Here is a 21,300-nt window from a genome sequence, read left to right on the forward strand (position 1 = left end):
ATCGATGAATGGTAAGCGTTACGGGCTTTTCGTATTCATGATGGTTCTTATTCTCGGTTTTGCAACGGCGTGTGGAGAGACGGAAGAAAGCGGAGCAGAGGGGGGCGAAACGATTAAAATTGGCGTGCTCGCGTCATTGACGGGGGCCTTGGAAGCTTATGGACAGCAAACGAAGAAGGGGTTCGAGTTGGGACTTGAGTATGGAACAGACGGCACGATGGAAGTCGCTGGTAAGAAAATCGAAGTCGTCTATGAAGATACCGAAACCGATCCGAAAGTCGCTCGTCAAAAAGCGTTGACTCTTCTTGAGGACGAAGGCGTGGACTTCCTTGTCGGATCGTCAAGCTCAGGCGATACGCTCGCGGTCACACCGCTTGCTGAAGAATATGAGAAAGTGATGGTCGTTGAACCAGCGGCGGCGGACGGTATCACAGGTGCGGAGTACAACGATTACGTGTTCCGCACGTCACGCAACTCCTCGCAAGACGCGGTTTCTGCAGCGGCGGCGATTGCGGATGAAGGCGTGAAAATTGCCACACTAGCGCCTGATTACGCATTTGGTCGAGACGGCGTTTCCGCTTTTAAAACAGCAGCTGAAGACTTGGGGGCGGAAATCATTCACGAAGAGTATGCCGACCAAACGGCGACCGATTTTACAGCGAACATTCAAAAGATTTTAGATGCGGATCCGGACTATTTGTACGTCGTCTGGGCCGGAGCGAATACGCCGTGGAATCAAATCGTGGATATGCAAGTCCAAGAACAGGGCATCAAGATTACAACAGGTGTAGCGGACCGCGCGACGCTTCCGATGATGGCTCCACTTGTTGGTATGGAAGGATTCACGTTGTATTACCACACCTTACCGGATAACGAAGTGAACGATTGGCTAATCGAGAAGCATCAGGAGAAACATGGCGAAGCGCCGGACTTGTTCACACCAGGTGGGATGAGTGCAGCACTCGCTGTCATCGAGGCTCTCAAGCAAACAGAAGGATCGACGGACTCGGCTGAATTGATCGAAACGATGGAAGGCATGGAGTTTGCGACGCCAAAAGGAACGATGACCTTCCGTCCTGAAGATCACCAAGCCTTACAGGAAATGTACGCGGTGACACTTGTGGAAAGTGACGAGCATGATTATCCGGTTCCAGAATTGAAGAAAGTCCTGACACCTGAAGAGACGGCTCCACCGATTATGAACGGCAAGTAAGCAGTCATGTTGAGGGGAGTTCGATGCGTCGAGCTTCCCTGATTAAGTTGAAGGATGGAAAGGAGTACAACGATGGCAGCTCTTTTGGAAACGAAAGATGTAACGATTCAATTCGGCGGCCATACCGCGGTCGATCACGTAACGGTGGATATCGCAGAAAAGCAACTCACGTCGATTATCGGACCGAACGGCGCTGGGAAGACGACGTTTTTCAACTTGCTTAGTGGCCAGCTTTCGCCGACAAGCGGGGAGATTTATTTTCGGGGTCAAAACATTACGAAGCTATCGCCGACGAAACGGTCGAGGCTCGGCATTGGACGTTCCTTTCAAATTACCAATGTGTTTCCGAATTTGACGGTGCTTGAGAACGTGAGGCTTGCCGTCCAGTCGAAGCGCAAGGTGCGTTATCAGATGATGGCTCACTTCCTTCATTATAAGGAGTTCAAAGAAGAAGCTTATCATCTGTTGGAAAAAGTGTTGTTGATCGGGAAGGCGGATACCGTGGCAGCGAACCTCGCACACGGGGAGAAACGCAAGCTTGAGATCGCGATGCTGCTCGCGCTGGATTCCGAGGTTTTGCTATTGGATGAACCGACAGCAGGGATGGCGCTTGAAGAGGTGCCGGCGATCATAGAAGTGATTGAACAAATTAAGAAACAACATGAACAAACGATTGTCCTCATTGAGCACAAGATGGATATGATCATGGACTTGTCGGATGATGTGCTCGTTTTGTTCCACGGGGAACTGATCGCTCAAGGAAGTCCCCAATCCATCATCGCCAATGATATCGTCCAGTCGGCATACTTAGGGGGCATGTACAATGAGCAGCTTTCTTGAGGTGAGCCATGTGCGCGCCAATATCGAACAATACCATATTTTGCATGACATCTCGTTTCACGTACCGAAAGGAGAGGTCACCGTTTTATTAGGACGAAATGGAGCTGGAAAAACGACGACACTGAGGTCAATCATGGGTCTGACCCCTGTGATTGCTGGGGAGATCACATTCAAGGGAGAAAAGATTCGTAATCAGAAGCCGCACTTGATTGCGAACCGTGGGATTGGCTATGTGCCGGAAGATCAAGGCATTTTCCACGATCTAACGGTAGGCGAGAACATGCGTGTTGCGATGAAGAAAGAGAACGAGGAAACGAAAGAACGGATGGACTGGATTCTTGACCTTTTCCCGGATTTGAAGAAGTTCTGGAACAAGCCAGGTGGACAACTGAGCGGAGGTCAGAAGCAGATGCTCGCGATATCACGCGCTTATGTGAATGATAACGAACTGTTGTTGATTGATGAACCGAGTAAAGGGTTGGCGCCGATTGTCGTCGAGAAAGTGATGGACTCGATTCATCAGATGAAAGAGCGGACGACGATTCTGCTCGTCGAACAGAACTTCATGATGGCAAGCGGAATCGGCGATCGTTTTTATATCATCGATGACGGTCAGACCGTTCAACAAGGACAAATGAACGAACTAAAACAAGACGGGGTGTTGTTGCAAAAATATCTCGGCATTTCGTAGGAGGATCGAAATGGACGTATTATTTAGTTTAGCCATCAATGGCTTAGCGACAGGGATGCTCATTTTCCTTTTGGCGGCCGGACTCACATTGATTTTCGGACTGATGGATGTCTTGAATTTTGCTCACGGAGGATTATTCATCTGGGGAGCGTATACGGGTGTATGGACGTATCAGATGACGGGAAGTTTCCTTGGTGGCATTGTCACGGCGATCGGTGTCGGGTTATTGCTTGGACTTGTGACGGAGCGGTTCATCGTGAGGCCGGTTTATGGCAGTCATGTTCAACAGATCCTGATTACGCTTGGATTTATGCTCGTCCTGCAAGAATGTATCAAGGTCGTCTTCGGACCCGATCAGAAAATCGTTTCCCCGCCGAGCTATTTGGAGGGCAGCTTCATCATCGGAGAGATCGTCTTCATCAACTATCGCTTATTCATCATTGCGGTCGGGTTCCTCATTTACTTCGCCTTTTATTACTTATTCAAGAAAACGAGGGTCGGGCTGATTGTCCGCGCAGGCGTCATGAATAAAGAGATGATCCAGTCTCTTGGTGTCAATATCAAGCTCGTCTTTCTTCTCGTATTTATGGTAGGTGCTGCCCTCGCTGCTTTAAGTGGCATGCTGCATGCGGCGTATTCGGGTGTCATCTATGCTGAGATGGGTCTTGAGTTTTCAATTCTAGCTTTTATCGTCGTCGTGATCGGAGGGATGGGGAACTTCAAAGGCTCGCTTCTTGCTGCGATTCTCGTCGGATTGACACAAGCGTTCATGGCCTATTACGTGCCGGCGCTATCGCTTGCGACCAACATGTTACTGATGGCGATTGTTCTCGTTTTCCGTCCGCAAGGCTTATTCGCATTACGATAGAGAGGAGGAGAATCTATGAATCTAGCACAGGTAGAAAAAAGTACATGGGTCTACGTAGCGATCTCCTTCCTGCTCTTTGTTGTCCCCTTTATCGCAACAGGAAGGAGCGTCCAGTTTCTGATCATCCAAATCTTCGTGTTCGGCATTTTTGCGATGAGCTATGATTTGCTGCTCGGCTACACGGGCATCATTTCTTTCGGTCACGTCATGTTCTTCGGTGTCGGAGCGTATTCGACAGCGGTTCTATTCGACCGGTTTGACCCGACGATGTTGACATTTGCGCTTGCCATTATCATCTCTGGTGTGATTGCCGGCATCGTCAGCTTGATTGTCGGGGTGCTTACGCTCCGGTTGAAAAGCCACTTTTACGCAATGCTCACATTAGCTCTTGCTGGGTTGTTTCTCGTCGGGGCAGAGAAATGGCGCAAGCTCACAGGAGGGAGTGACGGCTTTACGTTCGGACTACCGGATATCCTACGTGACTCTTTTGCGTTGTATATCGTCTCAGCGTTGTCGCTCGTGTTGATTTTCTTCGGGTTGCGCCGGATGACGAAATCGCCGTTCGGGAAAGTGCTTGTGGCGATTCGTGAAAATGAAAGCCGCACAGAATCACTCGGCTATCAAGTGCTGCATTATAAAGTGATTGTCAGTGTCGTCTCAGGCATTGTCGCGAGTTATAGCGGTGTCTTGTACATTTTGTCTTTAAGGTTCGTCGACACAAGTGTGTTTGCGACAGATTTGACGATTGATGTGCTGCTCATGACGATCATCGGCGGTGTCGGGACGTTGATTGGGCCGATCATCGGGGCGAGCTTGATCGAATTCGCTCACCACTGGCTGTCCGATTTATCTGATGTGCACTGGATCTTCGAACGGTGGATCATTTTATACGGTACGATTTTCATTCTGATTGTCGTCTTCTTTCCGAAAGGCATCGTCGGAACACTCGTCGATCGCTTCTATAAATGGCGGGCAAGACGAACGTAACAGACGAAGGAGGTGGATCGGATGGAGGATGTTGGCGTTGTCAGTATCGGAACCTACATTCCGGAAAAAAGGATGACGGCAAAAGAGATCGCGCAAGCTTCTGGAATCCCGCAATCGATCATTGAAACGAAGATGGGCATCTTGGAAAAGACGGTGCCCGGACCAGAGGACCACACCGTGGAGATGGGGGTTCGGGCAGCACGTGTTGCAATCGAGCGGGTGGGAATTGATCCTCTTGGAATCGATGTGGTCATGTGTATCGGAGAGGAACACAAAGAATACCCGTTATGGACAGCTGGCATTAAAACTCAGCATGACATCGGTGCGGTAAATGCGTGGGCTTTTGACACCGCGTTGCGATGTGGAACAGCAATCATGGCTATCAAGCTCGCGAAAGATATGATGATCGCTGATCCTGAGATCGAGACGGTGCTGCTAGCGGGTGGGTATCGCAATGTCGATTTCATCGATTACCAGAATCCCAGAACGCGGTTCATGTACAATCTCGGGGCGGGTGGCGGGGCTGTGATTTTGCAAAAAGGACGTTCGGAAAACCGGGTGCTCGGGACGCACCTGATGACGGATGGCTCGTTCTCAGAAGATATCGTCGTCACGACAGGCGGCACGAAAAATCCGGTTACGAAAGAAACGCTGGAGCAAGGATTGTACCAACTTGATGTGATGGATCCAGACGGAATGAAGGAGCGCCTTGATGAGAAATCGATGGCCAACTTCATTACATGTGTGAAAAAAGCGCTTGAGAAAAGCGGTCTCGACAAGTCGGATATCGGCTACATCGCCATGCTTCATATGAAGCGGTCGGCGCATCAATATGTGCTCAGAGAGCTTGGCTTATCTGAGGAACAGTCGATTTACTTGGATCACTACGGTCATATCGGACAGATCGACCAGATCCTTTCTATGGAACTGGCATTAAAAGAAAAGAAAATCAAAAATGGAGATATCGTCGTTCTCGTGTCAGCTGGCATCGGGTACGCGTGGGGTGCGACGATCATCCAATGGGGCCAGAAGGAGGCAAAATCATGAATATTATGAGAAAACAAGCTGCGTTATCAAATGGAGAAACGTTATCTTATCAAGAAAGAGACGGTGGAGAAGAGGTCGTCGTCCTCATTCACGGAAATATGACATCCTCGGTGCACTGGGATATCGTGTTAGAAGGGTTGTCGGATGAATATAAGGTATATGCACCGGATTTAAGAGGGTTCGGTTTATCGACATATCATGAAAAGGTATTGTCGATTGAGGATTTTGCAGATGATATCAAGTTGTTCCTTGATGAAGTAGGAGTGGAGGAGTGCATGCTTGTCGGCTGGTCGCTCGGGGGAGCCGTGGGACAACAACTATGTGTGAAGTACCCGGATCGATGCAAAGCGCTTTACTTGATGGCCTCAGCTTCGACGCGAGGATATCCGATTTATAAAACGGGAGAAGATGGACTGCCAGATGTCACTCATCGACTGAATGAACTAGAAGAAGTGGAACAGGATGCGCGTGCGGTCATGATTAATGGGGCCTATCAGTCGAACAACTATGAAGCGTTGCGTCAGATTTGGAACATGTTGATTTATGTTCATAATAAACCGGAAGAGGATCGTTATGAGAAGTACTTGGAAGATATGACAACACAACGTAATTTAGCGGAAACGTATCATGCGCTCAATCACCACGATGTGAGTAGTGAAGTTCAGAAACTCGATATACCCGTCTGGATCAGTTGGGGAGCGGATGACCTTGTTGTGACGAAAGAAATGACGGAAGAACTCCGGTCCGATTTAGGAGAGCAGGCTACATATGAAGAGTTCGATATATGTGGGCACTCGCCGCTGATTGATGTGCCTGATCGATTGATTTCATCGCTGGAATCTTTCTTCGGTTCCGTCAACCGTCTATCCAAGGGAGGATCAGTATGAAGAGGTTAGAGAATAAAGTAGCCATCATTACAGGAGCCGCACAAGGCATCGGTTTTTATGCAGCACGGACATTTGCTGAACATGGAGCGCGCGTTGTACTGGCTGATTTTGATGTTGAAAAGGGAGAAGAGAGTGTTAAGGCTTTGAGAGAGGATGGCTACGAATGTACATTCTTCAAAGTCGACGTTTCGGACCGTACCAGTGTTGATGCCCTGGTAAAAGAAACCGTCGATACGTATGGAACGGTTGATATTTTGATCAATAACGCTGGGATCACTCGAGATGCTATGTTGAAAAAGATGTCGGTCGAGCAATTTCAGCAAGTATTGGATGTCAATTTAACGGGTGTCTTTCATTGCACTCAGGCTGTGTTACCCGTGATGGTAGGGCAAGGCAAAGGGAAAATCATCAGCACCTCTTCCGTTTCAGGTGTCTATGGAAACGTTGGACAGACGAATTATGCCGCAGCCAAAGCAGGCATTGTCGGGATGACGAAAACGTGGGCGAAAGAGCTTGGACGAAAAGGGATCAATGTCAATGCGGTCGTACCTGGTTTCACGGAAACGAGTATGGTGGAGAGTGTACCGGATCATGTGATTGATCAGTTGAAGGGGCAGATTCCGTTGGCGAGACTTGGGAATCCGCAGGACATTGCGAATGCTTATTTGTTCTTGGCGTCGGATGAGGCGAGTTATGTGAATGGGCACGCGCTTCATGTTGATGGTGGGATCGTGATGTAGACTATGAGTCACATTTTACCATTATATGGTTATGGGGGTTGATTCCGAGGCGTTTGCAGAGTAAAAGGGGAGGTGGAGAATGGATCGCTTTTCACGGGGCGGGCGGTGAGCCTCCTCGGTCGTACCTCCCTGTGGGGTCTCACCTGTCCCACTAAATCCCGCCGGAGTCTCACCATTCTCCACCTCCCCTCGCCATGGTATAGGCTCTCGGAATCTATCTGCTACAGCGTAAATATTTCTCCCTATGTGATCGGAACGGGTTTCTTCCATAGCACCATCAGTAAACCTGCTATTCTCTTACTCTAGGTTATTGGGATAAAAAGAAATAAAGAAAGATTGAAAACGCTTCAGGACTCCTTTTTAATAGAGAGGAGTCTTTTTTTTATGAATCGGGGTATGGAACGTGTTTGCATTCTTATTTCAAGATAAAGAGTTTTATCAAAAGATGTTCTCTCTCGCTATACCGATCGCTATTCAGACGTTGCTCATTTCTTCGTTGAATATGGTCGACTCGATGATGATCGGTCAGTTGGGAGTTGCGAGTATTGCAGCTGTTGGGGCGGCGAATAAGATTTCTTCGCTGCTGATCGTTGTGATGCATGGATTTTCTACGGGAGCGGCGATTTTCACGGCGCAATATTGGGGCAAGAGAGATACGGCGGGGATCAAGAAGATTCTAGCTTTGACTTTTGTCGTCATGACGGTGATTACGTTGCTTTTCACTACGATTCTATTGTTTTTCACCGAATCGTTTATGGCGATATTCACAGCTGATCCGGCGGTCATCAGCATCGGGTCTTCTTATTTGAGCGTCGTTGCCTTCAGCTATATCGTTACCGCGATGACCGTGCTTTTCTCTACTGTGTTGAAATCGATGGGAGAGGTGAAGCGGCCGTTATACATCAGTGTCGGAGCGATCGGGTTGAATACACTGCTCAACTATCTCCTTATTTTCGGGTCGTTCGGATTTCCGGAGTGGGGTGTAGAGGGAGCTGCGATTGCGACGCTCATTTCTCGCATCATTCAAGCGCTGTTCATGACGTGGTTGCTTGTGAAATATTTATCGTTGAAGTTCTCGAGGGAATCGCTTGGAGCGTTCGATCTATCGTTAGCGAAAGTGTTTTTTGCTGTCACGGTTCCGTCGATCATCAACCATGTACTTTGGACGCTAGGGGAAACGTCATTCTTCTGGGTGTATGCCCAGATGGGAACGAGTCAGCTTGCGGCCGCAACGCTCGTCGATCCTTTGATTTTCGTGTTCACCGCTTTATTTGTCGGATTGAGTGATGCGTCGACGGTGATGGTCGGGAACAATATCGGGGCAGGGGAAAAAGACAAAGGATTCCGATATGCGAAGACCTTCCTCGTGTTGTCGGTTTTGTTGTCGATCGTATTGGGGGTGGCTGTAACCATCATCTCCCCGTTCTTCATTTCCATATACGATGTAACCGAATTTGTCGCTTCGCAAGCCCAATACATTTTGCTTATCTTCGCTGTCATGATGGCACCGAGAATCATCAATATGATCAACAATGTCGGTGTTCTTCGTGCTGGTGGCGATACGAAGTTCGTCATGTACCTGGATCTATTCGGTGTATGGGGAGTCGGATTCCCGCTCGCAGCGATCGGAGCATTCGTCTTCGAATGGCCTGTTTATATCGTCTTTTTGCTTGCGAATGTCCATGAAGTCGTTCGAGCGATCGTTGGTGTGAGGCGGACGCTGTCGAGGAAGTGGATGAACAATGTGATTGAGGAGAAAGAGCAGATCGACGTTGCAAAATAGGAAGAGGACAGTAGATGAAGTTCCGCGATGCTTGTATAGGCATTTGCGGGACTTTTTTAATACAAGTACGGGCAAGGTCATCATCACGAGTCGATAATTGTTAGATAATTAGGAGGATATATTCTTTTATTAAATATTTTTTGAAGAAAAACTTCACAAAAGTATCACCATATGCTAAGGTTGATACATGAAAAGGCTTACATGTATTTGGGGTGAACGCTATGAAGACTGTATTGACGCACCATTCCATTACGAGTTCATGTTTGGAGAAAAACTTCACTTACCAAATCCTGAGTCCAAAAGAGAAACTCTCAAGTGGAGTCAGGCTGATGATTGTCCATGACGGAGATGATTACCTCGAAATCGGTCACCTCAGGGAGCAATTCGAGCTAGACTTGCGCGAAGGACTAGGAACGGATGTCTGTTTCATTTTACTTCCTCCGGGGTCTTCTGAAGATCGTTGGAACTTGTACTATTCTGAAGGGCGAAACTATCAAGCTTATAAACGATTCATCTACCATGAATTACTACCAGAATTGAAGAGAAGATTTTCTTCAATCTTACAAATCGGAATGATGGGCGATTCCTTAGCGGGAGCCGTAAGCTTGAGAATAGCCCTTGATAAACCGAGCGAATGGACTCATTTAATTCTTCAGTCTCCAGCCTTCTCAGAAGAGGACGTAAAAGAGGTACAACATGCAAACTTAGCTCTGCCATGGGAAGTCTATCAATCTGTTGGCACGAAGGAAGAGGCGTTTCGATCACCGATCACCGGCGAATGCCTATACATATTGACTAGGAATCGTCGAGTCCATCGAGCTTTCACAACAAAGCGATTGATCTACCATGAATTCGATCATGATCATCTATGGGAGTGTTGGCGTGAGAATTTATCTTCCGCCATTAAAATATTTTATTAAACATAAGGAGATGAGGGGTTTGAAGAGATTTTCATTTTTGTTGGGGCTTATGATTGCGATGGTTTTTGTCTTAGCAGCTTGTACAGGGTCAAGTGAAGAAGGAAAGGCTGAAGAAGACGGAGAAGACAGTGAGCAGGCGGATTCAGAGGAAGCCGTTGAAATTGAGTTTTGGACGATGCAGTTAAAACCTACATTCACGGAGTACATTGAAGGCGTCATTACCGATTTTGAAGAAGAGAATCCGAATATTTCCGTGAAATGGGTAGACGTACCATGGGGGGACATGGAGAAGAAGATCCTCTCGGCTGTCGCTTCTGAAACAGCGCCTGATGTTGCAAACCTCAACCCTCAATTCGCTTCACAGCTAGCGGAGCTGGATGCCTTGATTAATATGGATGAAGCGGTCTCTGAAGATAAGAAGGGCGAGTACTTTGAGGGTATTTGGAAGTCGAATTCCTTCGGTGGCAAAACGTTCGGTATTCCTTGGTACTTATCATCTCAAGTAAGCATGTACAATAAAGATATTTTCGAAGCGGCAGGGTTATCTGAAGAAGATGTTCCTTCGAAGTTCTCAGAAGTATTGGAAGTTTCCAAAACGATTAAAGAAGAGACAGGGAACTATGCTTTCTTCCCATCGATTGATGGAAGTCATCTACTTGAGACGATGGTGACAATGGGAGTAGATTTGACGAACGAAGACATGACGGAAGCAACGTTCAACACGGAAGAAGGAAAAGAAGCCTTCCAATTCTTTGTAGACATGTATGAGAATGAATTGATTCCACGTGAAGTGTTGACGGAAGGACACGGGAAAGCCGTCGATATGTATCAAGCGGGACAATTGGCGATTCTTGCATCTGGACCACAATTCTTGAACACGGTTAACGAGAACGCACCAGATATTTATGAAGCGACGGGTGTTGCGCCGGTCATCACAGGAGAAACGAATTTGAAGAACGTAGCTGCGATGAACTTGGTCGTACCGAAACAAAGCGACAAACAAGATGCAGCCGTACAGTTCTCCTTATTCATGACAAATGCGGAAAACCAGGTCGAGTTCGATAAGATCGTACCAATCCTTCCATCTATTGAAACAGCGCTCGATGATCCGTACTTCAATGAGCTTCCGGAGGATCCATCTCCAGAAGATCGTGCACGTATCATTTCTGCAGAACAGTTGAAGGATTCAGAAGTGCTTGTTCCACCGATGAAGAATTACTCGGATCTACAAAAAGCGATGACAGATGCGCTTCAAGCCGCCATGCTTGGGGAAATGTCTGTGGAGGAAGCTTTAGCAGATGCTGAAGAGAAGTGGAATGCTGCATTGCAGTAAGTAGAAAAAGAGGGAAGAGGCGTGTTCTCTTCCTTCTTTTATATAGTTCCTTATTTCATCGGACAGAAGTATAGTGGATGGTGGTGAAGAAATGAAAGTTGATCAATTTTTTGAACACGTACAAGGTCGTTTGATTGTTTCCTGTCAGGCGCTGGATGACGAACCTCTTCATGGATCAAAAACAATGGCGAAATTAGCTCTTGCCGCTGAAATGGGTGGAGCCGCGGCTATTCGCGCCAATGGGTACGATGACATCGAAGCCATCCGACAAGTGACGGACCTCCCGATCATCGGGTTAGTCAAGCAGGATTATGATGACTCTGATATCTATATTACGCCGACAAAAAAAGAATTAGATGAACTCATCCGTGCGAAGGTGGACATCATTGCTCTTGACGCGACCGGCAGAAAACGGCCAGGAAATGAGAAACTGGCGGACTTGATTACACAAGTGAAATCAGCAGGCGTCGGAGTGATGGCGGATGTATCAACTCTGGAAGAAGGACTGAGTGCAGCAAGTTTAGGTGTGGATTGTGTAGGGACAACATTGTCAGGGTACACAGCGTATTCTCCTCAGCATACAGGACCTGATTTTAACTTAGTTCATAGTCTCGTCGAACACGTCCACGTTCCCGTATTGGCAGAAGGGCGCTACTGGAGTCCTGAAGAAGCCATTCATGCATTAGAACTTGGGGCGCACAGTGTCGTGGTCGGTTCAGCCATCACTAGACCGCAAGTGATTACCAAACGATTTACAGATCAATTGAAGAAAGCAGGTGTGGAACATGACTCAAAAGTTGCTGGACGGAAACTTATTAAGCGTCATTCGTAGTTATTACCCTTCTCTTACAAAATCGGAACAGAAAGTGGCCGACATGGTATTAGAGGATATCGAAAGTGTATTGTATTGTTCCGTAACGGATTTAGCGGATAAAGCAGGGGTGGGGGAAACAACCGCTTTGCGCTTTTGTCGCAAGCTTGGGTTCAAAGGGTATCAGGAATTCAAATTGACACTAGCGAAAACACTCTCGAACGATTCTAAGGAAGACGATGTATCTGAGCACGGATTCCCTCATGCCATTGCCAAAAATACAAAAGCCGTCATAGATGAATCCTTGGAGATGGTGGACGAAGAGTTATTGAATTCTTGTATTGAAGCGATCGATCAAACGAATCGCCTTCACTTTTACGGTGTCGGAACATCAGGGCTGACCGCTTTGGATGCCAAAAACCGACTGCTGCGAATTGGGAAGCATAGCGATGCCTTAGTCGATCCACATATTCAGGCTATGGATGCCGCGACATTGGGGAAAGGGGACGTCGTCGTAGGAATCAGTGTATCCGGAAGCACAAAGGACACCCTCGATTCATTAGAGATTGCCAAGAAAAACGGGGCAACGATCATCGCCATTACGTATTACGCGCGGTCGCCCATCACGCAATTGGCTGACTATGTATTGTTAAGTGGAGGAAAAGAGTCTCCGTTAGAAGGAGGGTCACTGGCAGCTAAGATTTCTCAGTTGTTCATCATCGATCTCCTGTGTACGGGACTCGCTCTTCACGATAAAGAAAGCTCCTTGCAAATGAAAGAAAAGACAGCACGATCGGTAATCAATAAAATCTATTGATGCAAAAGAGGTGAAGGGATATGCATGTCATCGGTGTCGACATCGGAGGGACGAGAATAAAAGGCAGAGTATTCAATGCTCAGTGGGAGACCGTGAAGGAGTTCTCCGTAGACACGGACGCCGCAAAGGGGAAGGAAGCTATTTTGACTGCTTTGTCGAACGTATTAGATACTCTGACCAACTCGTCTTTGGCGATTGCCGGCATTGGAATTGGGAGTGCAGGAAGAATCAATGCCAAAACAGGGGAAGTCGTCTTCGCTACGGATAACCTGCCAGGTTGGAATGGATTTCAGTTGAAGAACTGGGTGGAACAAAAGTATTCCATTCCGACAAGCGTCGATAACGATGCCAATACCGCCTTAATCGGTGAGCAATTCCTTTCTGAACACAGATTCGAAGAAAGTGCTGTTCTTCTCACGCTGGGAACAGGGGTGGGTGGTGCGAACTATATCCGCGGTCAGATTGTTCGCGGCGCCCATCACCAGTCGGGTGAATGGGGACATACCGTCTTATACCCTGGTGGAAGGCCATGTAATTGTGGGAAGAACGGTTGTATCGAACAGTATCTATCTGGGACAGCACTTCTTTCTGAAGCAGAGAAACAGACGGGTAGAGCGTTCACACATGGTCGAGAGATTTTTGAAAGCATGGAGAAGGATGATCGATTAAAGCGAGTCGTTGAAGAGTTTATTCAAAACCTTGTACTTGTTGTAGGGAACATTTCGACAAGCATCGATCCTGACCGTGTCATTGTGGGCGGAGGCGTAGTCGAATCGTACACGTACTGGTGGGAAGATTTTTTATCGGCTTTACATGAACAAGGGATCACAACAGAACTTGCCCGCGCAACGAAATTGAACAAAGCAGGAATGTATGGAGCGGCTCATATCGCTTTAGAAGCATGGAAGGAAGGGAGAGAGGAACATGAAACAACGTAAATTTACGCCGATGATGTTTTTGCTGCCTGGGTGCATTATTCTCGGAGCATTTATCTTTTATCCAATGATCCAGGCTATTTGGCTTAGTTTCACTGATTATAATATGATTCAACAAAATCCTGATTTCATTGGGGTGGCGAATTACAAAGAGTTATTTGCAGATGAATTATTCTGGAAAGTTCTTGGACAGACGCTTTTATACTTAATTATAGTCGTTCCGGCCCTGGTATTCCTGCCGATTTTTCTGGCGATTTTAGTGAATCAACAGTTGAAAGGGATTACATTTTTCCGTTCGATTTACTACCTTCCTGTTGTAACATCCATGGTTGTAGTCGGAATCGCTTGGAAATGGATGTATGCCGATCAAGGGGTATTGAATTTTATTCTGCAAAGTCTAGGAATCATCGATGATCCGGTACACTGGCTGACCTCTACTTCAACCTCTTTATTTGCCATCATGGCCGTCACGATTTGGAAGGGTCTCGGATATTATATGGTCATTTATTTAGCCGGTCTGCAAGCTATTCCGCCTAACCTTTATGAAGCGGCCGATATTGATGGCGCAAGCAAGTGGCGTCAAATCATCCATATTACCATTCCGCTTCTCATGCCTTCGATCATGATCGTCACCATCATGTCCTCGATCTCAGCGATGAAAGTGTTCGAAGAGATTTATGTCATGACGCAAGGTGGTCCATTGAATAGTTCCATGACGCTCGTCTACTACATTTATAATCAGGCGTTCGATAGTTTAGAGATGGGGTATGCAAGTGCAGCAGGCGTTATTCTCTTCATAGTGACGCTCATGTTCTCCATTGTGAATATTGCTTTCATGAATAAACGTGAACAAGCGATGAAAGGGTGAGGAATCAATGAATCAAAACTCGGAAGCTTTGAAACAGGAAGAACAGGCTCCTTTATCCGAAGACGGACAGAAACAACCTTATACTAAACCGATCAAGCTTAAGAAGCATCGCAAGAAACCGATGCTTTCACCTCGTAAAATGTGGCAGAAAACGTTGTCTTACTTTATGTTGATCATTGTTTCCATCATTATGGTGGGGCCGTTCCTATGGTTATTGGCTACTTCCCTGAAATCAGGGTCTGAAAACATCTTTGCTTATCCTCCGCAATTCATACCGGAAAATCCGACGCTTGCAAACTTCGGGGCCGTTCTCGAGTATTTTCCATTCTTCACCTACTTATTCAATAGCACCGTCGTGGCGATCTTGACGGTAGGCGCTAATTTATTGTTCTGTTCGCTGGCTGCGTATCCACTAGCGCGAATGGAGTTCAGAGGAAAAAACATTGTGTTTATCCTCATCATCAGTACGATGATGATTCCGTTCCAGCTTTTAATGATTCCGATTTATATTCTCGCTCTTAATCTGGGGCTTCAGAACACGTACCTTGGGCTAGTGCTCCCTCATGCGACGACCGCTTTCGGGATCTTTCTCATGAGGCAGGCGTTCTTGACCATTCCGTACGAGTTGGATGAATCGGCACGTATGGACGGCGCAAATGCCTTTCAAATTTGGTGGAGGATTCTTATGCCGCTCGTCAAACCATCAATGGTGACGCTCGCGATCTTCACCTTCATGATGGCATGGGGCGACTTCCTATGGCCACTGATTATTCTGAATGACCAAAGTATGTACACTCTTCCTCTCGGGGTACAGTCTTTACAAGGGAACTTCTCGTCCAACTGGCGTTATATCGCGGCTGGTTCGATTATTTCCGTGTTGCCGATCATCATCGTATTTGCGATCCTGCAACGCTACTTCATTGAAGGAGCGATGAAAGGAGCGGTGAAAGGATGAGCAAGCACGACAAAACCTGTCACGTCGTTTTTCAGACGCATTGGGACCGGGAATGGTACCTTCCTTTTGAAACGTTCCGTCACCGATTCATGCATGTGATGGAACGAATCATGGATGGAATGGAGAAGGGGGAGATCGATCAGTTTGTCCTTGATGGTCAGATGGCGGCCATCGAGGATTACTTTGATGTATGTTCCCCAGCTCAGAAACAACGCGTGCTAAGACTTTTATCTGAAGAGAGACTGATCATCGGCCCATGGTATGTACTGGCTGATGAGTTTCTGGTCTCAGGTGAGTCTCTGTGGCGAAACCTCGAGATCGGCATGGAAATGGCCCGTGAGTATGGAGAGCCGCAGTCGATCGGTTATTTACCGGATACGTTCGGTCATATCAGTCAAATGCCACAAATCCTTCAAGCCTTCGATATCGACAACGCCATACTCTGGCGCGGCATCAAAATCGACAGCTCAGAGTTTCGTTGGAGGAGCCCGAACGGAGAAGAAGTCTTCACCGTTTTCCTTCCAGAAGGATACTACCAGCCGGTTTTGAATGAAAAAGAGACCACAAGTGCGCTTCGTACTTTTATAGAAAAAGTCGAACCTTACACGAATACCTCTCATGTGCTGCTGACGAATGGTGGGGATCATTTGATGCCCTCATGGGAGAACATGAACGATAAAATCGAAGCTTCTAACAAAGCAGGACTAGATGTGATTTCTTCAACGTATGAACACTTCATGGACAGTGTGCGGAGCGAGGTATCTGACCTAGCGACGTACGAAGGGGAGATGCGTTCCAACGAGCATATCTATGTGCTGCCGAATGTCTTATCTACACGCACGTATTTAAAGCAGCAGAATCAGGAAATAGAGGATGAGTTGACGCGTTATGTAGAGCCGATGCTCACACTGGCGGATGCCCCTCATCTTGAAAGGTACCTGACTGATACGTGGAAACTATTGTTACAGAATCATCCTCATGACAGCATTTGTGGCTGCAGCATTGATGAGGTACATAAAGAGATGGAAACACGAACGATGCGCCTTAGACAGCGTATGGATGTGTTGAAAAAAGAAGCGATGTACCGCGTGGGGGCTCAGGATTTATCTATGACGGGACATGCAACGAGGAAGCCTTTCTCGGATATGGAAACATTCACTGTGTTCAATCCTCATGCCTACACCTACGATGGATGGGTACAAGGAGAGATATGGCTCTATGAAGACAGTGAAATAATCGTGGAGTCACGTGACGGAAAACCATTAGAAACCGTTATTCTTAAGAAAGAGAAAAGTCGCCACTTTGATTCTCCGACCGATGCTTTCCCGGAATTCAAAGAGGTGTGGCATTACCAAATCGCCTTTCTCGTTCAAGGATTACCGGCCCTATCGATACAGGTGTTTTCTATAACAGAAGAAAAAGGACCTGACGCGCAACTAGAGGAGAAAACTTCGATAGGAAATGAGTTTCTGAAAATCGAGTTGAGAGGAAGTGAGTTGGTAGTGACCGACCTTCCGACGGGAGAAGTATTCGAAGGGATGAACCGGTTTACAACCTCAATGGATGCGGGAGATGAATACAATTACTCGCCGCCGGTCCACGATGTTCTGACCGAAGGTGTCTGCATAGGTGCACCGGAAGTTCATCATCACGGGTCTATCCAAGAACTCCGGTACGTGATCTCCCTTGATGTCCCTGTGTCTTTGAATCAAGAGCGGACGGGTCCGGTAGATCAGCGAGTTGAAATCTTGATCGATGTATCCATTCGCCTCTTCAAGAACGATCCGATCGCTCAAGTGTCTTTACACGTCCAGAATTCCGCACATGACCAGCGGCTTCGCGTAGGATTTCCCTTGCAGAAAAATATTGAGGCAAGCTATAGTGACACGGCTTTTGATGTCATCGAAAGAATCGCACAGAAGGAAGAACGTTTCGAGGCGGAAAAACAGAAGGAAGTGCCAGTGGTCGTTGAGCCGAGTGCTTCCTTTGTTTATGCGAACCGATTCAGTTTCGTCCATCGAGGACTTCAAGAATACCAGGTGACCGAAAAGAACGAAATTGCGGTAACTTTAATCCGCAGTGTCGGATGGCTGTCGCGTGATGATCTTCGTACACGCGGAGGAGGAGCGGGTCCTTCTTTTGAAACACCCGATGCACAGTGTCAGGGTGACTGGAGGTTCGAATACGGTTTCGGTTTTCAAGACGAAGCGGTCGCGGCATTGTATCAGGCTGACCGTTTCCGCAGGGCACCGCTTATTCAACAAGGAAATAAGGCGATCCCTTCCTTGATCGAGTTTTCAAACCCTTATATACAAGTAAGTGCGATCCGTCAGAAACACGACTACGTAGAAGTGCGGGTGTGGAACCCTATGGAAGATATGCTTCGCACAAACGTAACGACAGAACATGACCTGTTTCATAAAGGTGAGAAACAAGGCGACAAGCTTATTATTCCAAGTAAAACGATCCAGACATTCCAATTGTTCCGAACGTGAGGTGGCTAAGATGAAAAAGAAAATCGCTTTATTACCTGTTGATGCAAGACCGGTGACACGACAGCTTCCCATCGACTTAGCGGGAATCGCCGGGTGGAAAGTCATGGCACCCGAAAAAGAGTTGCTCGGTTTCTTGAAGCGGCCGGCAAAGACCGATGTCTTGATTGCGTGGCTTGATCAGGTGGCTGCGGAAGTGGATGGCATGATCCTCTCAATCGACATGCTGCTTTACGGTGGGCTCGTCCCTTCCCGGATGCATTCCCTTACGGAAAAAGAACTCCAAAAGCGTCTTGTCGTCATAAAAGAATGGAAAAGACAATACCCTGATCTGAAAATTATGGCGTTAAGCTCCACGATGAGGATATCGAACAATAATATCAATGAAGAAGAAAAAGAGTATTGGAAGGATTATGGAACCGCAATCTGGGGCGTTTCCTATCACTCTCATCGTTACGAAAAGCTACAAGAAGAAACAGATTTGCTTCGATTAGAAGAGTTGAAGAATGAAGTCCCCGCAGATGTACTGGATGACTATCAATCTACACGTGAGATAAACTTTGCGGTCAACCAATCCTTGCTTACACTATTAGAGGACAACACGATCGATCATCTTGTTTTCCCGCAAGATGATACGAGTGAATACGGTTGGAATGTTCGAGAGCAGGAACAACTGCAAGCAGCGATCAGAGAGCGGAAGTTGACAGAACAGGCCTTGCTATATCCAGGAGCGGATGAAGTGGCGAGTACACTTGTGACTCGTTTAATCTTCCAGTTAGAAAACGTCTCTCCCCCTAGTTTTTACCCAGTCTATAGTGGTGCAAGGGGAGCATTGAGCCCTGCGATGTACGAAGACCGGCCTATCTGTGAATCTGTCAAAGGTCAAATCGCAGCGGTCGGCTCACGCTCTGAAGACGAGATGAGTAGGTCAGACGTTATTCTCGGCGTCAATGTGCCAGGGAGAAAGCAAGGCGATCTAGCTCTTGGGTTAAACCTGAATCAGGTTGATACGAATGATCGGAATGTTGAGGAGTGGTTGAGACGATTACAGGCTTATATGGAAAGAAAACCTGTCGCGATGGTCGACGTCGCTTATGCTAACGGAGTGGATCCGCAACTGACTCCGATGTTAATGGCAAATGTAAATTGGGAACGTCTCTACGGGTTTGCCGGCTGGAATACGGCCGGGAATTCAATCGGTACGGTCGTGTCACAAGCAGCACTGATGTGGCTTGCGGACAACCATACAAAGCAGACCCACAACGCTCTGAAAAAACAGCTTCTTCATCGTTTTCTGGATGATTATATCTATCAGTCTATCGTCCGTAAAGAAGGAAGGTTACGGATGTCAGACAGCACGACGCTTGAAAAAGTCATGACGCCGCTATTCATTGAGAAGGCGACCGCGTTTTTACATGACTATGCCAACGAGTGGCAGGTGGAGGGCATCAACTATCCTTGGGATCGTACTTTTGAAATCGATTTTGAACTTCGGAAGGGGGAACCGGAATGAACGCCGATGTTTTAGTCATTGGAGCAGGGATCGGAGGCACACTCGCAGCCCTATCTGCTGCTAGAATGGGGAAAAGCGTTATTCTGACGGAAGAGACCGATTGGATCGGTGGGCAATTGACGGCTCAGGCTGTGCCTCCAGATGAACATCCATGGATCGAGTCCTTCGGGTGCACGGCTACGTACCGGCAGTTTCGTAATCGGTTGAGAGATTACTATAGGACCCATTATCCAATCAGAGAAGAAGCGAGAGGAGACGCTTTATTGAACCCTGGATCTGCTTGGGTCAGTCGTTTATCGCATGAACCGAAAGTGGCCAAAAAACTGCTTGAAGACATGATCCAACCCTACTTGAGTAATGGACAGATTACTCTTTTACTGGAGACTAAACCTGTTTCTGTAGAGGTGATGGGGGACCAGATCACGTCCGTTACCGTGAAGAAAAAGGGAAAAACGCTCGATATCGCGGGGGCATATGTGTTAGATGCAACAGAATGTGGGGACTTACTTCCACTTGCTGGAGCGGAATACCGAGTGGGGGCGGAATCGAAGGACATGACGGGAGAACCGCACGCGCTTGATACATACCGGCCAGGCGATATGCAGTCCTTTACTCAAGTCTTTGCCCTACAATATGACCCTGAAGGAAGTCATACGATAGACAAGCCACTGATGTATGAGCATTGGAAGTCGTACCAGGCAAGTTTTCTTGAACATTTGCAGTTGAGCTGGGATATCCCGGATGCCGACACTGGAAAATCAAAACGTTTTCGGATGTTCAATGATGGAGAAGAACTCGGCCTTTGGCAATATCGTCGAGTGATCGATGCGAATTTATTTGAAGAAGGATTCTTCAAAGGAGATCTTTCGTTGATCAATTGGCCACAGAACGATTTCTGGGAAGGGGCGATTGTCGATGTCCCTGAAGAAGTCCGCCAAGATCGGTTATACCAAGCGAAACAATTGAGTCTGTCTCTATTGTACTGGCTTCAGACCGAAGCTCCGAGGGATGACGGTGGGTTCGGGTACCCAGGGCTGAAGCTCCGTCCCGATATAGTGGGGACAGAGGATGGAATCGCTAAGCATCCTTATATCCGTGAATCCAGGAGAATCGAAGCGCTTGAGACCGTAGTCGAACAGGATATCAATGCGGACTACTCTCCTTATAAAGGTGTTCGCAAGCGTAAGAATTCTATCGGAATTGGTGCTTATCGCATCGATCTCCATCCGACTACAGAGACCAACAGGTTGTTCTATGCGCCCAGCTATCCATTCGAAATACCTTTAGGGGCCTTGATTCCGAAGCGGCTGAAGAACTTGATCCCTGCCTGCAAAAATATAGGATGCACACACCTGACCAATGGGTGTATGAGGGTGCACCCTGTCGAATGGAACATCGGAGAATCAGCTGGCGCTCTGGCAGCTTTTGCTATCGATCATAAAGCATCTTTACTATCCATTCATGAGAATGCTGACTTGACTTGGGCGTTCCAACAGAAACTTGAGCATTTAGGTGTAGCGCTTCATTGGCCTGAGGTAGGGATACTATAGTTTGAAGACCGAAAAGAGGCTTTCTGCTGAAAGTCTCTATTCCGCATGTT

The 21,300-nt window shown here is 47.3% G+C and carries 19 protein-coding genes; all 19 read left to right on the top strand.

What is annotated here, in order from left to right; genetic code table 11:
• The first annotated feature begins 4 nt into the window (after positions 1-4).
• The 19 genes from H0266_RS13495 to H0266_RS13585 all read left to right on the top strand — a co-directional run bounded on the left by H0266_RS13495 (position 5) and on the right by H0266_RS13585 (position 21,250).
• Complete coding sequence (locus tag H0266_RS13495; protein ID WP_181472960.1) at positions 5-1,213, top strand: substrate-binding domain-containing protein; 1,209 nt, start codon at positions 5-7, stop codon at positions 1,211-1,213.
• 72 nt (positions 1,214-1,285) lie between these two features.
• Positions 1,286-2,053, top strand: coding sequence for an ABC transporter ATP-binding protein (locus tag H0266_RS13500; protein WP_181472961.1), 768 nt, complete (start codon positions 1,286-1,288; stop codon positions 2,051-2,053).
• Positions 2,037-2,744 carry an ABC transporter ATP-binding protein gene (locus H0266_RS13505; protein WP_181472962.1) on the top strand — a complete coding sequence of 236 codons (708 nt, stop codon included), beginning with the start codon at positions 2,037-2,039 and terminating at the stop codon, positions 2,742-2,744. The genes H0266_RS13500 and H0266_RS13505 overlap by 17 nt, the downstream gene beginning before the upstream one ends.
• Before the next feature lie 10 nt (positions 2,745-2,754).
• Positions 2,755-3,612, top strand: coding sequence for a branched-chain amino acid ABC transporter permease (locus H0266_RS13510; protein ID WP_181472963.1), 858 nt, complete (start codon positions 2,755-2,757; stop codon positions 3,610-3,612).
• A gap of 15 nt (positions 3,613-3,627) precedes the next feature.
• Positions 3,628-4,599 (top strand): branched-chain amino acid ABC transporter permease, encoded by a 972-nt coding sequence (locus H0266_RS13515; RefSeq protein WP_181472964.1) that lies wholly within the window; start codon positions 3,628-3,630, stop codon positions 4,597-4,599.
• 21 nt (positions 4,600-4,620) lie between these two features.
• The gene (locus H0266_RS13520) at positions 4,621-5,646 is read left to right on the top strand and encodes a 3-oxoacyl-ACP synthase (RefSeq protein ID WP_181472965.1); all 1,026 of its coding nucleotides are present in this window, start codon (positions 4,621-4,623) and stop codon (positions 5,644-5,646) included.
• The gene (phaZ, locus tag H0266_RS13525; protein ID WP_246364001.1) at positions 5,643-6,533 is read left to right on the top strand and encodes an intracellular short-chain-length polyhydroxyalkanoate depolymerase; all 891 of its coding nucleotides are present in this window, start codon (positions 5,643-5,645) and stop codon (positions 6,531-6,533) included. The genes H0266_RS13520 and phaZ overlap by 4 nt, the downstream gene beginning before the upstream one ends.
• Positions 6,530-7,273, top strand: coding sequence for a 3-oxoacyl-ACP reductase FabG (gene fabG / locus H0266_RS13530; RefSeq protein ID WP_181472967.1), 744 nt, complete (start codon positions 6,530-6,532; stop codon positions 7,271-7,273). The genes phaZ and fabG overlap by 4 nt, the downstream gene beginning before the upstream one ends.
• 403 nt (positions 7,274-7,676) lie before the next feature.
• Positions 7,677-9,056 carry an MATE family efflux transporter gene (locus H0266_RS13535; protein ID WP_343063288.1) on the top strand — a complete coding sequence of 460 codons (1,380 nt, stop codon included), beginning with the start codon at positions 7,677-7,679 and terminating at the stop codon, positions 9,054-9,056.
• Positions 9,057-9,277: 221 nt separating this feature from the next.
• Complete coding sequence (locus H0266_RS13540; RefSeq protein WP_181472968.1) at positions 9,278-9,976, top strand: alpha/beta hydrolase; 699 nt, start codon at positions 9,278-9,280, stop codon at positions 9,974-9,976.
• A gap of 19 nt (positions 9,977-9,995) precedes the next feature.
• Positions 9,996-11,309 carry an ABC transporter substrate-binding protein gene (locus H0266_RS13545; RefSeq protein WP_220127276.1) on the top strand — a complete coding sequence of 438 codons (1,314 nt, stop codon included), beginning with the start codon at positions 9,996-9,998 and terminating at the stop codon, positions 11,307-11,309.
• Positions 11,310-11,400: 91 nt separating this feature from the next.
• Positions 11,401-12,141 (top strand): N-acetylmannosamine-6-phosphate 2-epimerase, encoded by a 741-nt coding sequence (locus H0266_RS13550; RefSeq protein ID WP_181472969.1) that lies wholly within the window; start codon positions 11,401-11,403, stop codon positions 12,139-12,141.
• On the top strand, positions 12,095-12,937 hold the full coding sequence (locus H0266_RS13555; protein WP_181472970.1) for a MurR/RpiR family transcriptional regulator: 843 nt from the start codon (positions 12,095-12,097) through the stop codon (positions 12,935-12,937). Before H0266_RS13550 ends, H0266_RS13555 begins: the two co-directional genes overlap by 47 nt.
• Positions 12,938-12,957: 20 nt before the next feature.
• Positions 12,958-13,875: an ROK family protein gene (locus H0266_RS13560; RefSeq protein ID WP_181472971.1), complete on the top strand. Its 918-nt coding sequence runs from the start codon at positions 12,958-12,960 to the stop codon at positions 13,873-13,875.
• Complete coding sequence (locus H0266_RS13565) at positions 13,862-14,740, top strand: carbohydrate ABC transporter permease (protein WP_181472972.1); 879 nt, start codon at positions 13,862-13,864, stop codon at positions 14,738-14,740. The genes H0266_RS13560 and H0266_RS13565 overlap by 14 nt, the downstream gene beginning before the upstream one ends.
• A 7-nt stretch (positions 14,741-14,747) precedes the next feature.
• Positions 14,748-15,695: a carbohydrate ABC transporter permease gene (locus H0266_RS13570; protein ID WP_343063289.1), complete on the top strand. Its 948-nt coding sequence runs from the start codon at positions 14,748-14,750 to the stop codon at positions 15,693-15,695.
• A complete protein-coding gene (locus tag H0266_RS13575) occupies positions 15,692-18,190 on the top strand; it encodes a glycoside hydrolase family 38 N-terminal domain-containing protein (RefSeq protein WP_181472973.1) in 2,499 nt (832 codons plus the stop codon). Before H0266_RS13570 ends, H0266_RS13575 begins: the two co-directional genes overlap by 4 nt.
• Positions 18,191-18,200: 10 nt before the next feature.
• Positions 18,201-19,700, top strand: coding sequence for a DUF4127 family protein (locus H0266_RS13580; RefSeq protein ID WP_181472974.1), 1,500 nt, complete (start codon positions 18,201-18,203; stop codon positions 19,698-19,700).
• The gene (locus H0266_RS13585) at positions 19,697-21,250 is read left to right on the top strand and encodes an FAD-dependent oxidoreductase (RefSeq protein ID WP_181472975.1); all 1,554 of its coding nucleotides are present in this window, start codon (positions 19,697-19,699) and stop codon (positions 21,248-21,250) included. The genes H0266_RS13580 and H0266_RS13585 overlap by 4 nt, the downstream gene beginning before the upstream one ends.
• Positions 21,251-21,300: the final 50 nt, after the last annotated feature.

This window comes from Halobacillus locisalis (assembly GCF_013694105.1).
GTDB classification, from domain to species: domain Bacteria; phylum Bacillota; class Bacilli; order Bacillales; family Halobacillaceae; genus Halobacillus; species Halobacillus locisalis.